General features: G+C 57.0%; 15 protein-coding genes. 7 read left to right on the plus strand and 8 right to left on the minus strand.

What is annotated here, in order from left to right; all coding sequences use genetic code 11:
- The first annotated feature begins 296 nt into the window (after nt 1–296).
- From HALKA_RS0118010 to HALKA_RS0118030, 5 genes are read left to right on the plus strand one after another with little or no spacing between them, the layout of a single operon-like run.
- On the plus strand, nt 297–842 hold the full coding sequence (locus tag HALKA_RS0118010; protein WP_018259304.1) for a DUF7287 family protein: 546 nt from the start codon (nt 297–299) through the stop codon (nt 840–842).
- A gap of 2 nt (nt 843–844) precedes the next feature.
- Nucleotides 845–1,423: a DUF7288 family protein gene (locus HALKA_RS0118015; RefSeq protein ID WP_018259305.1), complete on the plus strand. Its 579-nt coding sequence runs from the start codon at nt 845–847 to the stop codon at nt 1,421–1,423.
- Complete coding sequence (locus tag HALKA_RS0118020; protein ID WP_018259306.1) at nt 1,417–2,328, plus strand: DUF7261 family protein; 912 nt, start codon at nt 1,417–1,419, stop codon at nt 2,326–2,328. Before HALKA_RS0118015 ends, HALKA_RS0118020 begins: the two co-directional genes overlap by 7 nt.
- A complete protein-coding gene (locus HALKA_RS0118025; RefSeq protein WP_015763098.1) occupies nt 2,328–2,774 on the plus strand; it encodes a DUF7266 family protein in 447 nt (148 codons plus the stop codon). Before HALKA_RS0118020 ends, HALKA_RS0118025 begins: the two co-directional genes overlap by 1 nt.
- Before the next feature lie 2 nt (nt 2,775–2,776).
- Nucleotides 2,777–3,508, plus strand: coding sequence for a DUF7289 family protein (locus tag HALKA_RS0118030; RefSeq protein ID WP_015763097.1), 732 nt, complete (start codon nt 2,777–2,779; stop codon nt 3,506–3,508).
- 327 nt (nt 3,509–3,835) lie between these two features.
- Here the strand turns inward: HALKA_RS0118030 and HALKA_RS0118035 are convergent, their stop codons facing one another.
- The 8 genes from HALKA_RS0118035 to HALKA_RS0118075 form a co-directional block, all read right to left on the minus strand.
- Nucleotides 3,836–7,714 carry a DUF7289 family protein gene (locus HALKA_RS0118035; protein WP_449404881.1) on the minus strand — a complete coding sequence of 1,293 codons (3,879 nt, stop codon included), beginning with the start codon at nt 7,712–7,714 and terminating at the stop codon, nt 3,836–3,838.
- A 649-nt stretch (nt 7,715–8,363) separates the two neighbouring features.
- On the minus strand, nt 8,364–9,371 hold the full coding sequence (locus tag HALKA_RS0118040) for a tyrosine-type recombinase/integrase (protein WP_018259308.1): 1,008 nt from the start codon (nt 9,369–9,371) through the stop codon (nt 8,364–8,366).
- 187 nt (nt 9,372–9,558) lie between these two features.
- A complete protein-coding gene (locus tag HALKA_RS22060; RefSeq protein WP_018259309.1) occupies nt 9,559–10,113 on the minus strand; it encodes a nucleoside triphosphate pyrophosphohydrolase family protein in 555 nt (184 codons plus the stop codon).
- On the minus strand, nt 10,106–10,405 hold the full coding sequence (locus tag HALKA_RS0118055; RefSeq protein WP_018259310.1) for a hypothetical protein: 300 nt from the start codon (nt 10,403–10,405) through the stop codon (nt 10,106–10,108). The genes HALKA_RS22060 and HALKA_RS0118055 overlap by 8 nt, the downstream gene beginning before the upstream one ends.
- Nucleotides 10,402–10,575, minus strand: a complete 174-nt coding sequence (locus tag HALKA_RS21170) for a hypothetical protein (protein ID WP_018259311.1) — start codon at nt 10,573–10,575, stop codon at nt 10,402–10,404. Before HALKA_RS21170 ends, HALKA_RS0118055 begins: the two co-directional genes overlap by 4 nt.
- Nucleotides 10,565–11,143, minus strand: coding sequence for a J domain-containing protein (locus tag HALKA_RS0118065; protein ID WP_018259312.1), 579 nt, complete (start codon nt 11,141–11,143; stop codon nt 10,565–10,567). The genes HALKA_RS21170 and HALKA_RS0118065 overlap by 11 nt, the downstream gene beginning before the upstream one ends.
- Entirely contained in the window at nt 11,140–11,346 is a 207-nt protein-coding gene (locus HALKA_RS0118070; RefSeq protein WP_018259313.1) for a hypothetical protein, read from the minus strand. Before HALKA_RS0118070 ends, HALKA_RS0118065 begins: the two co-directional genes overlap by 4 nt.
- On the minus strand, nt 11,343–11,687 hold the full coding sequence (locus tag HALKA_RS0118075) for a PadR family transcriptional regulator (protein ID WP_018259314.1): 345 nt from the start codon (nt 11,685–11,687) through the stop codon (nt 11,343–11,345). The genes HALKA_RS0118070 and HALKA_RS0118075 overlap by 4 nt, the downstream gene beginning before the upstream one ends.
- 941 nt (nt 11,688–12,628) lie before the next feature.
- Here HALKA_RS0118075 and HALKA_RS0118080 point away from each other — a divergent pair.
- Together HALKA_RS0118080 and HALKA_RS21175 are read left to right on the plus strand one after the other, a co-directional pair.
- Nucleotides 12,629–13,621, plus strand: coding sequence for a hypothetical protein (locus HALKA_RS0118080; protein ID WP_018259315.1), 993 nt, complete (start codon nt 12,629–12,631; stop codon nt 13,619–13,621).
- Nucleotides 13,618–14,313: a hypothetical protein gene (locus HALKA_RS21175; protein WP_155119457.1), complete on the plus strand. Its 696-nt coding sequence runs from the start codon at nt 13,618–13,620 to the stop codon at nt 14,311–14,313. The genes HALKA_RS0118080 and HALKA_RS21175 overlap by 4 nt, the downstream gene beginning before the upstream one ends.
- Nucleotides 14,314–14,315 lie beyond the last annotated feature (2 nt).

Raw genomic sequence — 14,315 nt, forward strand, 5'->3', positions numbered from 1 at the left:
AATCGTAGATTCAACACGAGCAGTTCCCTTTCACATCGCTATGGTAACAAAACACTAATAATCCGACGGGCGAATTCTGAATCAACTCGAACGCATCTTCTGGGTGCGTGACAACAGGCCCCCCGTCGTGGATAGAATATGTCGAGAGTACAATGCTGGCTCGGGACGCTGTGCAGAAGTTGCGGACAGTTGTTGAGAGAGTTCAGCAGCCAGCAGAACTGCGACGGGGGGCAGCTACAAAACGAGCGGTACGACGGCGGATCAGCCATCCGCTCGCATTTGTGGGGGGAGTAAGATTGACAGTACGGAAAGACAAGCCGACGAACGACCGTGGACAGACACCGCAGGACTTTGCGGTTGGGGTTGCGGTTCTGTTGCTGACGATCATTGCGACCTTCGTTTTCATACAGAACAGCGTCGTAACGACGTACGACCGCCCGGTCAGCGGAGACGTACAAGAGTCCGCGGACCGAGTCGCCTCCTACGTCGTCGAGAACTACAGCGTCGAAGACAAAGACAATATCTTGCGGTACGATTCGTCTGACGGGATCGAGCAATCACTCAACCGGGATACCGACTCTCTGGACCGGTTGCGAGCCGGTGCTGGGCTAGACGTGGCCACAGACCGACGCATCAATCTATCGATCAACGTCACAGTCGTCGGCAGCGACGCTCTTGCGGATGGTTCTCGAAAACCAGCCACGGGAGTATCTGGAGAACTGACTTGGGGTGAAGCTTATAAGAATCAGGACGGGGCAGCCAGTACAGCGAGGGTGGTTACCCTCGAAGACGAGAGCACAATCTGTTCGAGCAACTGTCTGCTAGTCGTGAGGGTCTGGTAACGATGGAACGGGGACAGGCGTACACGCTGGAAGGGACAATCGGTGCCATCATCGTCGTAATCGCTGTGTTGATCGGCCTCCAAGCAGTCGACACGGGACAGTTGAACAGTCAACAGGATCAAGTCTCGGAGCAACTCAGTACCCAGAGCGAAGACGTGCTGACCGTAGGTGCCGAAACAGGTGCGCTGTCGGAAGTCGTTCGGTGTTGGGGTGCAGACAAATCAGTTGTCGACGGGACGGTCGAGAGCGACAGGAACGCTCGCTTTGAGAAGATGCTGAATCACACCTTCGATAGGCAAAACCGAAACTACAACCTCTATCTGAGCTACTGGAACGACTCTGTCGACGATCGCACGGAACAGGTGATCTCGACCAGTGAGAACCAGGCGCTCGCTTCGCCCGGCCGGACCACCGCGGTCGGGACCCAGCGGATCACTCTCTACGACGATCAGACGATCCAGTTCGGGAACGGCTGTGGGACAGCAGGATACGAGATTAGTGAGGGAGCGTTCAAGATCCCAGATGTCGACGAGGACTCCCCACTATACAACATCGTGGAGGTTCGACTGGTCGTATGGTAGCCGAACGTGGCCAGCTCTTGCTCGTCGGAGCAATCCTCTTTTCGGTCGTCATCGTCGGCGTCGTAATCCAACTGAATGATCTCCAGTACACCGACACCATAGGATCTAACGCTCAGACTGACGCCATCGACCAGGCAGCACAGGCGGAAGCCGAGACGCGGGCTGCCCTCTATGGGCTCGATCTGAGAGTCCGAAACGGAACAGACCGATCGGAGTATCAGGAGGCGCTACGCGAGAACGTCTCGACGTACCAGAACTACTCAGAGAACATGACGGCGGCAGGCGGGGCAACGTACACAAACGTCACGCTCAACCTGGCGGCGTCGGTCAACGAAACAGTAATGACACAGTCGGATGACCCGTACCGGAAACAAACGAGTCCCAGGCGGCCTGGCTGGGACTTGGTCACCGATGCGGAAACCGTGTCACAGTTCTGGCTCAACGAGTCTTCCGTCAAAACTGGCGGAACGTCGTTCCAAGTCGTCGTCAGCAACCCTGCGGGAGACGAATGGAGACTCAAGCTCGAGGGAGTGCCAGTAGCTGGGCCAGGCCCAGACGATGTTGATGTCGTCGTCGAAACGCCGACATCGACGAATACAGCATGTAGACGGTCGGATGCCGACGATATCGAACTGAACTTGATCGATGGCGAAGATGCCATGACACCCCCCAGTTGTACGTTCACGTCGTTCGCTGATGCGCTAGACGGTCCGTACACTATCGAGTTCGAAAAGGGTAACAGAGCCGAAGGTGGATACGAGATTGCCGTCGTCGGTGGCTCAGTCAATACAGGTAACTTTGCAGGCACCCGTGAACGGATTCTGTATCCGGGCATCGATTACAAGTATCGTAGCCCGTCGACGGCGTACAACCGCACTTTCGCCGTTGGGGAGGCGGGATCTTGATGGACAACCGTGCAGTGACGCCGGCCGTCACACACGCTCTGACGATCGGCATTTCGGCAATCATGATCACGGGCTTACTCGTAGGTGCTGGTGGGCTACTAGACGACCAGCGATCATACGTCGTCGAAAACGGGCTCGAGAATGTTGGTAGCGCAGTCACGAGTGAACTCGTCAGTATGGACCAGTTCAACACCACTGGTGTCGATGCGGACCTGAGCTACACTACTACTCATCCAGCGCGGGTCGGAGGGCGGACCTACGACGTGGTTCTAGAACCAGACTCCCCGAAGTCGACTCTAGTACTCGAAGCGACCGGTGAGTCACAACGCACCGTCGTCTATCGGTTCGAGAACGAGAGCAGTGTCTGTGCGAGTGCTGTTGATGGCGGGAAAATCAACGTCGTTTTCGACGTTTCGGAACCGTGTCTCGAACTGAGGGATCCCTAATTATGACCGGAACCGACCGCGCCGTCTCGGATACGTTAGCATTTACTCTCGTGTTCACGATCATTATTACGTCAGTCGGCTTCACCGGAGTCTACGGTGTCGAAGCCGTCGAAGATATCAGTGATAGTGCACAGGCGAACACAGCAGAGCGATCGATGACCAGTTTTGCGAGGGGAGTCGGGGCGGTTCGAGACAACAGAGCCCCACAGCACGTCCAGCGGCTAGAGCTCAGCGGCGATCGACTCCAGACTGCCGACGCCGAGATACGAATCGAGATCGGCTACGAGGACGACAGCTACACCAACGAAACCGTGCCAGTCGAGAGCTTCGTCCGTCGAACCGACAGTGGGACACGGTTTATATACACGGCTGGTGCCACGTTCCGCAGCCAACCGAACGGCGAAGTCGTGACGGGTACACCGGCACTGCGCTGTGGGAGTGACACGGCTCACGTCTCGTTGGTCAGGATCAACGGTCAGGTGAGTCAGAGTAGCGACGGTCCCGTAACAGTTCGAGCGAACGCACAGAACCGCGAGTCGATCACGCCGCTAAGTCCAGATAAAGGTGTAAAGAACGTGAGTGTAAACGTTCGAAACACACGACACACCGACGCCTGGGAGCGTCTGTTCGAGTCGGAACTTCCGAGATGGAACGGCGGGAACGGACGATACACCTGTGACGGGATTGACCGAGCTGTCGTCCACAATACGACCGTCGGAATAGCTGTAAACTGATACTGTCGGCTGTCACTATTGCAAGGGATTTCGGGATCTCGGAGTCGAGAAACGCTTCATAACGGATTGCCGGCAGTATGATGCAGTCGATGTCGCTCAACAGAGAGATGATATCGTGCTTTCGTTGTCCGAGACGCCGTGCTGCTGTGACGAGACAGCGAGCTAGCGGTTCGGGTACCGATGACACTGGCGTACTGTAGTAGTGCATTCTGTCGATCAGTCGCTTCTGACGTGACAGTAGCTGTGAGCGGGGGCATCAGGCCACGACGCAGAGGAGCATCGAAAAGAGCATCAGAAACAAGGACAACAGCCAACCGCTTCGAGTGCTCAGCTGCCGACTTCGATCTGTCCAGAGTCGACGTTGATTGGCGAGTCAGAGTCAGACGATTGTTCGACCGTCCCATCTTCGTGAACGAATAGTTCACCCGTCCAGTAGTCCTCGCGAGCCCCGTCGTCTTCAACCTCGATCGAGTAACTGTAGTAGCCTTCAGAGATCCCCATCGAGGAAGTGTCGAACGTAGCATACCCGGGGTACAGTGGCTTTATTTCCCCGTCTCCGACACTTACGGTAGTCGTGTCAGAGTGAGTAGTGCCGTCGGACTGGTTCGTGATTGTTAATTTGACATCACGGTCGTCTCCCAGTCCGCCACGATTGTTCAGTTTCACGGTCATCCGTGGCACTGACTTTCGTTCGATGAGTTCACTCTCGTTGTAGGTACTCAGCCCAACCTCAGTCTGATTGATCTTAACGTGCGATTCGTTGACGTATGCTCGCTGTGGGATCGCACGGTCGTCCTCAGTCGATACCGTATACCGGATGGTCCCATTGGTGTGTGTCGGAAGGTCAAGAGGGAGTGTGGTGTCGGCGTTGCCCGCCAGAGACACGCCAGATACTGTGTCGACGACCGTGTCGTTGCTACCAGTGACGTTGCGCAGTTCGACAGTTTGAGTGTCGCTTGTGGCGCCGACATTGGTGATCGTCGTCTCGATCCCGACCGTCTCACCCCGTTCAACAGCGGTTGCGTCGGGAGTGAACTGGGTGACTTGGAAGTGGGGCGATCGTGGCACACCGACGGTCAATTGTCCTGCCCGATTTTCCGTCGGCTCGTCTGCGACAGTTACGGTGTATCCGAAGGTCCCAGTCGATCCCGTGGGAACGTCGAAGGTTACGGTCGTCTTCTCACCGGGTTCGAGTTCTCCAGTCGATTCTGTCTCGACAGTCGTACCGCCGAATGCAAACTGGATGTCTGTCTCACCTTCCTGTCCCCCGGTGTTGTTGATGGTCGCTGTAATCGTCTCGGAGTCGCCGCGTCGAACGCTCGCCGGTGCGCTAAGATCGGTAATCTCGTAGGATGCCGGCGGCGAGAGAGTGCGGTTCTTCGACAGGACTTTGAACAGTACGAGGGCGTCGTTGTAGTCGGGATCGCCTGACTGGCTTGCTTGCTCAATGGTCGCGTCTCGGTCGGAGAGTTCGTAAATCAGCACTCGTTCGCCGGGCGACAGGTCAAGGTGGCCGGTCTCGTTCAGGCGACCCTGCAACATCTGCTTGACGTTGCGCTGGTAGTTTGCCGCCTGAGGTTCAAACTCCTCGCCGCCGCGGATGCTCTCTCCGTCCTTCCTTATGACGACTCTGTCGTCTTCGCCATTCCCGTTTATCGAAAGCCGTGTCCTCCCACGGTTGGCGCACTCTTTGCCGACGGCGTCTTGCTCGGTGTTACCCAACGTGATGAGGTCGGGGAACCGTACATCCGTGTACTGGTAATAACTACAGCGGTACGATGTTGCAGTCACGATTGCCCGATCGTCTTTCTCTAGGGTGGCTGTCTCGTTGTACGGGTTCTGACCGTTCAGAAGTTCCTGTTCGGCTTCAGGGTGATTCACATCGCCATCACCCGGCAGTGACTGCCAGAGATCACTCTCCGTTTGGCCGTTAATCAGGAGTGCCATTTCGACGGGATCGTTGATGATACCGTAACGCTGGTAGCCACGGTTTGTCTGGAAGCTGCCGAGACACGAGCTGTATCTGGGATTGCACCATTCTCTGTTGCTCCCTTCCAGTTCTGCTCCGAGGAGTCTGACGCTAACGTCTAGACGTTCGTTGGCGATGATCTGTCCGTCGTCGCTCTCGCCGATGGGCTCTTGGGCCAATACCTCCAGATTCTGAGCGACGGTATTGTTGTCGGTCTCGACGGTGATTTCGTTGGCCTCTCCGAGGACGAACGTCGGTGACGCGACGTCGACAGTAGTACTAACTGTCACTACGTCGCCAGGATCGACGTGTCGGTTAGGTGCCGTCAAGATATCGCGCTCGGTCGAAATCCTGACAGGCTGTGTGTCATCTACACGGCCAGTATTCTTGATGTCTGCTTCGATGGTGACTTGATCACCTTTCACGACGGGATCGTCGGAGAAGCGCAGGGACGTGACGATGAAATTCGGGTACCGTGCCGGTCCGACAGTGAAACCGCCGGTCTGGACCATATCTCCCGTGTCGATTTTGTACTCGTAAGTCCCTGGTGTGGTGATTGTTCCCGAGGCGTTGACCGTCGCCTCGTCGCTGCTGTCAGCGATCGTGCCGTTGATGCTGACAGTTTGATCTTCGTCCGTGACGACATTCCCGTTAGTGTCGTTCCGGATCGTGAGGTTGATATCACGCGTGCCGTTGAGTTGACCAGTATTGCCAACCGTGGCATTGAGCCAGAAGGTGTTGCCAGCGCCCGCATGTTTCGGTGCGTCCGTATGACTGATGGTGAACGTCGGTCCCGTCCCCACAAAGACAGTTCCTTGCTCGGAAGTGCCATCGGTCTGGACCGTCCAGTCGTGGCTTCCGTCTGTAGTCGTCGACAGGGGGTAACTCAGAGTCTTCGTCTGGCCGGGATGGAGGCGCAACATTGTCGTATTCTCTGTCGACCCGTCGAACCCGTAGGCGACTGCTCGCGTCCCGGTCATACTTCCGCGGTTCTCGACAGTCACATCAACTGTCAGGTCGTCGCCGACCTGTCCCTGTGACGGGGCTGAAACAGAAGTGATCTGGAACTCTGGCACGTGATTCCCAGACGTGAACTGAACTGCCCTGGATTCTGACTCGTCTTCCGTCTCGATCGTTGCGTCGTACGTCCCAGCGGTGACCGAACTCAAGTCGCTAGCAGGGACTTCGAACTTCATTCGCTTTGACTCACCACCGTTGAGCGAAACATCCCTCGAATCGGTCGAGACTTCGTTACCGCCCGGGTCTTCGAAGGTGAACGTCACCGTTTGCTCACTGCTCAGTCCACCCTCGTTCTGGACGGTGCCGTTGACGTACAGTGGGCCCGTATCACTGTATCGTTTCGTGGTCACGTTCCGAGCAGAGAATTCTGGCAGCGACACATCACCGAGTTCGAAGGTGATCGAAACGTTCTGGCGTGGACTCACTGAGTCGCTGGGTTGGACATCGACACGGCGGTCATTAAAACGGTCCTCTGCGTAGCGTGCCCACCCGCCAGCGAACTGACTGTCATTGATGAACACAGTGGCGTTCTGAAGTCGTGCCGGCGCACACGTCAGACTGTACGACGTTGCACTGCTGATGTTCGACGGTGTGAGATTCGTGTACAGTAGTACCGAGAGTTCGTCATTGAGCGCGCGCTCGTCCGTAGCGTTGACTTGTGCAGTAATTTCGTTGGAGTCAGTGATGTTTCCAGACACACGCTGGAACTGGACGTTGAGGCTTCCGTCCTTGTACGTGAGTGCCGGCGGCGACTCCATCACTGTACTACCCTCTCTGGACTCCCAGACGCCCCCTCCTTCGTAGCCGACTACCGTGCCATCCTCCTCGTACTGCATTGATCCCAGTGGTTGTACACCTGTGTCACAGGTCGGATTATCGTTCAGTCGTATCCTATATGTCGTATCGTTGTTCGCCTTTACTGACCCCTGAACACTCTCTGGAACCGCAACCGATCGTGATCCAGAGTTGCTCTCATTTCGTGGTACCGACTGGAACATCGAGTCGACCTGTTTGAACATGTCCGATACGACTTCCGCGTTCTGCTCGTTTTGAGTGTCCTGGATTGTCGTTTGACCCGCTGTAAGGATCAGTAACGCCCCCGTTATGGAAATTGCTACTAGCAGGATAACACCCACAAGATTCGAGACACCGCGTTCGTCCAGTTCGTATTGACCCCACATATTTTCCCAGTGATCGCTAGCACAGCATTGTATCATAGAGAATAAAAACCCACCGGATAGATAGGATTAAATCTATCGGGTGGCATAGCTGTGCTCTCACAGAGTGATCACGGTACTTCCCAGATTGTCTCCGCAATATGCTCGCACTCTGGCTCGTGGACGTCTCGGCCGGATCGCTCATGGCCAGCACCTTCCATTGGGGAGAGCCGGGCAATCGATATACTCGTCGACAGACGAGCCATACTAGCGACGGACTTCCCTTTCAGGAACCGCCAGACTGCGGGACCTCCGCTTGCTCTCCTTAGCATCTCCGTTTTCTGAAGGACCATTCGAAAACGCCAATCGCTCCGCTAAAGACGTTATTTCAGCGAAAATGCGATTCAAGATGGCACCAGCATCCGTTTAGTTACAGATGGACTCGCCGGGATTTGAACCAGAGGAAGACGGTCACCTCGCTGCGCTCGGCGCTGCGACTTCCAGGGGTTCAAATCCGGGCGTCGACGACGATTCGCGCCGCTCGCGGATTTTGCTCGCGATGCAGAATAGTGGACTCGCCGGGAGAACCGATTTGAAGGTGTTTCGCACGGTCTTATCTGGCTGGCTGTTCTCGGTCCCTCTACCGAGGGCGTCGTGGTTGCTCATGGATTGGAGAGTTTCGAATTCGATCGGTTGAACGGCTATACCCCTACGCATCGTCGAGAAAGTCTCGGCGTCGCTCCGCGCGTTCCCGCTCGGAGCGCTCGTCGTAGTGCTGCTCGAGGACATCCGGGGTCGCGTTCGACCGGTCGGACACGACCTCCTCGGGAACGCCCTCCCGTAGCATCCGGGTGATGGCACCACGCCGGACGCTGTGGGGAGACCGCGACGAGGGGCACTGAGAACCTTGGTACGGTTCCAGTGCCTCGCACTCGTCCTCGTCACGGTCGTGAGGGCAGTCACGACCGACAATACACGGACGAGAGAGTCGATAGATCGTGTTCCGAATCGTCGCGTTCGCGATCCGGCCGAACCGCGTCGTGATCAGCGGCGATCGTCCGGCATCATCCGTCGTATCCTCACGGTTGTATTCGATGAAGTCGTCGATCGCCTCGCCGTAGTGTTCGCCGACGACTATCGAGCGCTCCGCGGCGGTCCCGTTCTTGAGCGGCGTGTCAGAATCCGGGTCGTGGCGAACCTTCAGGAGCAGCGCTTCACTGTCCCAGTCCGAGACGTCCATCGAGCGGAGTGTCCCGATCCGAATACCAGTGTGCCAGAGGATCGCCATGATGACGTGATCCCGACTCGCGTACCGGAACTTCTCGCAGAACTCCAGGATCCGCTCGGCGCGGTCCTCTTCGAGCTGGACGCTCCGGGACTCGTCTTCGGCGTCGACGTCCGGGAGCACGACCTTCTCGCGCATCCCTTGCTCGACGGCGTCGATCGTCGCGCAGAACTCCAGAAACACGCGTAGCGTCGCGAGGTTACTCTTGAGAGTCAGCGTCGTCAGATCCTCACCACGCCAGACGCGGTACGCGTGGAGATCGCGACCCGTGAGTTCGTTCAGGTCGTCGATGTCCTCGATCTCGCAGAACTCGACGAACGTGTCGAGTCGGTACTTGTGATTCTGGATCGACTTCTTGGACAGCTCGTGCTTGCGATGTTCGAGATACATCTCCACCGCTTTGCGCGGCGAGATCGGCTCCAGATCGGTCACTCGCCGTCACCTCTGCCGGGTCCGAAACTACCAACGTGGTCGTCTGTGTTGTCGTACATGGGTCTCTGTTGGTGACAGCGGCCGCGCCCGGGTTCCAAGCGAGACGCGGCCGCTGTCGAGAGACCTCCGGGGACTCGAACCCCGGTCCACACACCTGCAGGCCCACTCCGCGAGTGTATTTTCCGCGCTATACGTCGCCGCTGTGTCGCCTCTCGTGGAACTGAAGCAGGAGTGCGCCCAGATCGTCCAGTTCCTCGTCGACGCGGTCGGGATCCCCGTCCTCGTCGCGAGCTTCCAGGTGGGCCTGGGTCAGCTCGCCGAGTTCCTCCTGGATCGCCAGCAGTAGCGTGACCTCATCCTGGAGGCCCCACTCCTCGATGTTCCGGTCGGCCTGCGCAATCCAGCGGTCGAACACGGCCGAGGACGCCTCCGGTTCCTCAGAACCACCGTCGGCCCGAATCTGTGGATCGACGTCGACGGTCAGAGTCACTGGATCCGCTCCCTGTGGCTTGATCTTCACACGCTGGGGAGCGAGGTCGGGATTCTTGGCGTCCCGCATTTCGTCGGGATCACCGAACTGGTCCGCGCGGATCATGCCGTAGTAGGCCTCCAGCGGACGACTTCCGAAGTGCTGAATCGTCGACCACGGGGTCCGAAAGACGATCTGGGCGTCGAACTCCCGCAGGTCCTCCGGGATGAACAGCCCCCGCTCGTCGTCGACGTGGGTCTCACGGTCAGTCATCGCGGACCCCCAGCGCTTCGAGCGCGGCGCGAAGGCCGTTCTTGTCGGCCCCGTTCACTGCGTGGACGACCTGCCGGGCCAGCCGTTCCTCTTCGGCGTCGTGCTGCTCGGCGAAGGGCCAGGGGACGCCGCGCGTCTCGATCCAGAGGTCGTACATCGCCTGTTCGTCCAGGGCGATCTCGACGCGTCCCTCGGACTCGGTGGTCACCGCCAGGATCCACGGGCCGTCGGTCCCGGCCGGGCCGTAGGAGATCGCCGGGCGATCGTCGGCGACGCGGTAGTAGTCGATCACCGTCGGTCACCCCAGAAGCAGCCCATACAGAGGTCGTGGGACGCGACGTAGTATCGCGGCTCGACGCGGTCGCCACAACGGGTGCAGAGCCGCGTGTCGGCGAACGTCTCGAAATCGTCGGGCAGTCCGTCAGCGCCGAGACTCACGGTCCGGTGGTGCTCACTCGCCATCGGTCAGTACCTCCTTCGCCTGGCGAACCTCGCGCAGTTCGGCCTCGCTGCCGCCCTGGTCGGGATGCGCTTCTTTGACGCGCTCACGGTAGGCGCGCTTCACCGTGGCCGGGTCCGCGTCGGCGTCGACGCCCAGTACCGTGTGCGCGGCTCGTTCGGTGACGATCGCGTCCTCGTCGCCGCTGGGGAGGCGTGCGTTGGCGAACTCGCTCGCGCCGGAGACGACCGGTCGTCCCTCCATCTTGCGCTTCTCGCGAAGGTAGAGCCCGACCGCCCGGACGTTGCTGAGAAAACGCACGTAGCGATCGCAGGCCAGCGCGAACTGGTCGCCGTCCATCGTCCACCGGAGGACGAAGCCGGAGTCGTCGGGGTTCGCGTTGGCGTAGGGACGACTATCGCGCTTGCGCTCCTTGGCGTCGAACTCGAAGTGGTAGTCGTCGACGCCGATGCGGTCGAGCTCGTTCACCAGCTCGTCGAACGCGCGGGTCAGCCCGACCCGGAAGTCGTTCTTGCGCTTGCGGTCCCGTTTGGGGGTGCGTTCGAAGTCCGGCGGCCAGTCGAGGCTCATCGCAGCACCTCCCGGCGCTCGATCGTGACCGCGCTGACGTGGTCCTCACGGCGGAACTGCTCGTAGTAGTCCTCGACGGTCGGGAAGTCGGCCGTCCACTCGCTGAAGTGGGTCAGCTCGCCGACCGCGTAGCGGAGCCGCCACTGACACTCCTCGACCGTCGGGCCGCTGTGTGCGCCGTCACGGGCGTCGGCCTCGCTCATCGCCCATCGCCCCCGTCGGCGCGGGCCTGCGGCTCAGCGCTCGACTCGCGGCCGCAGATCGCCGCCACGCGGTCGGCGTGGGTATCGATCGCTCCGCGGCCCGCGTCGGTCAGCCGGTAGGCGTTCGTCCGGTCGTCGACGGCCTCGGTCTCGATCAGGCCCGCCTCCTCCAGCGTGTTGAGGTTCTGGTACAGCCGGCTGTGGTTCACGGGGTCGCTGTAGCGCTCGCCCAGCCACGCCCTGATGGCGAGCCCGTAGGGAAGCTCGTCGTCGGCGTCGAGGGCGGCGATGGCGTGCAGGAGATCGCGCTGGAACCCCGTGCGGTCGAACCACGTCGTCATGCTGCCCCTCCTGTTTCTTGCATACCAGGAGCCTGAACGAGGACGCTTGAAGGGCTGCGGCGGGCGGGTGACCGAATAGGGGGTTTGTGATGGTCGAATCCGGGGAGCGCCGTTTTACGGTCGGTATTCAGCCGTCCTAGCGGTGACTGAATCGTGACCGAATGTGATCGAATTGGGTTCGATCTGGGCGATTGCGGCGTCGTTTGTGGTCGATACGTCGTCTGTCGGACGGGGTCTTGAAGTACCCCGCGCGAATCTTTCAACATGGCTTGCGTGCCTTGATCACGGAAGCCCACGCGGACCCGCTGGCTCCAACAGCGGGGTCCGCAGATTCTCAGAGTGGACCCGACGACCAGCGACGGGTCCGCGAAGTGCTTCCGTGAATGCAACAGATGGTAGCAGGTATATAATTCTAACCCTATCTGTTGCATACTGCACCATTTAGTGTCGAGTTATCAGATTCGTGAATATTAACTCCGGGAGTGCTCTTCTTCAAGATGTGCAACCATCCTGGTGGGGAAAATATGATGACATCATTCTGCGGCTCTTAGACGATACTGGTGCTGCCCTGCCGCCCCGGGTCGTCGGATTTAACCTCGAATATCGAGAGATAGCATCTCCGCACAGATCGACTGTTAAACGTCGTCTCCAACGTCTAGAGGAGAATGGGTATGTTGAGAAAGTCGGTGACGGTGGATACTATATGATTTCCGACAATGGTCGTAAGTATCTACGAGACCATTTTGACTACGGGCCAGAGACGAAAGCTTAAACCTGGAATTCAACCTCTCCACGTATTTCTATCACTACGGCCACCCGTCGGTCGTAGTACTTCACCCCTGCATCCTTCATTAATCATTATGGCCCTGTTTGAGAGCTTGAGTCGTACTTGAGGTGCCAGACGAGAAGATTTATACATGGAACCCCAAAATTGAGTTACCATGACTAATCCCCATTATGGGGAAGCAGAGTTCCTCTGCTACCAAGTGATTAAGCAAGTCCGCGAGAGGTACGGACAATCATGGGACTTGCCGAAAACGGAATTCTACAAACTCTGCTATATTGTCGATAGGCGGCTTCAGGAAGAAGATATTGACATTGAGCTATCCACTCACTGGTACCGGTATGGTGGGGTACTGACCACTGATGCCATGAATACTGGCTTCTATTCGCTTGAAGAACAGACATGGGGGGAAAACGCGGGTAGCAATGTGCTTATCGCCGACGGCGTAGAAGATTCTGACTTTGACACCGACGAAGAAGTAGAACGAGCGATATCAGAGATGTCCGAATCCGTAGTTGATGAATTGGGCCAAGGTTACGGTATCTCTGTCTCACAGGACTACCAATACAAGGAGTACGCACCAGATGACTTTGTCCGGAGTCTCCACGAATTTAGAAGTTTTATTCAAGACATTGACGAAGACGATGCTCTAAACAGTGAAGATTATATTAGCGGTGTGGATGTCGGATTCAAAGATATAATTGGAGATTCATCACCCGATAAGACTGGCTCTTCAGCATCCTCAGAGACAAATAACCGAATTCGAGACCATCTAGATGCTCTATTGGCTGAATATCCCGAGGACAAGTATTCACAGATGGAAGGCTTGTTCCTTGACTGGGAAAACCTCTCATGGCAAATGGCGAAGAACGGCTTTTACAGCCGCCTTCAGGATTTCATGGAATCTTTCTGGACGACATTTAGCAGGGTAGAACTCCGACCAAAGAACAATCAGCATGTGCCGCTAAGTATTCGGAGCCAGTGGAATAACCAGATCTCAGACGAGATGGAGTCGTTCGAAAACGAGATCCAAGAGAAGCGTGAAGTCGTGCTGAACAACCGCAGAGAAACAAATGAGTTAGATATTATTAGCGAGAGCTACAGTGACACAGCACGAGATCTCTTCGACCAACCGCTACAGAACGAATGACAGGCAGTACGCAAGTTCTTGATACTGGTGTCCTCGTCGGTATCGCAGTGGCTCATGATCAACATCATGGAAAATGTTTGGAGTTCGTCCTTGAGACCGATGAAGTCTCGTACGCTACTCCGACTGTCGGGAATGAATTTCGGAGTAAGCTACCAGAGGTCCGTGACAGATTAAGCAGGGATATCAAACGCCACAGGAGTTCTTTGGCGAAACAAATCAGCAAAAAGCGTCTGAACAGAACCGACCTGGTACAGATCCGTGAGCAAATATTAGATACTGCTCTAGATGCTCATCGGTTCCTCTTTGAGTTTTATGATCAATTAGCTCAGCAAGGAGAGATCAAGCGAGAAGACCTCATGGACCGACTCTCAGACATGGCGACAGAGGTACATGAGGATGCCGCAAAGGAGCATGGAGGGTTCAACACCCTAGTTTCTGCATGGTCGGGAGGGGTAGATAACTATAGTAAAATAGAGGAAGAGCTGCTGATCTGTGAGGGTGACGATCCTGATGTGTGTTTAGAGGCCCACCATATTGCTGTAACTCTCGGAGGCGAAACTGAACTGGGTACAACAAACCCAAACGATTTTATCAAACAGCAAAAGGGAGAACCAGAAGAAAGAAAAGAAAATATTCTCCGTCTCACAGCCCTGTCGGATGTTCGAGATCTGTCAATAGGTAGGTACCCGTAATT

Source organism: Halomicrobium katesii DSM 19301 (assembly GCF_000379085.1).
In the GTDB taxonomy this organism is placed as follows: Archaea; Halobacteriota; Halobacteria; order Halobacteriales; family Haloarculaceae; genus Halomicrobium; species Halomicrobium katesii.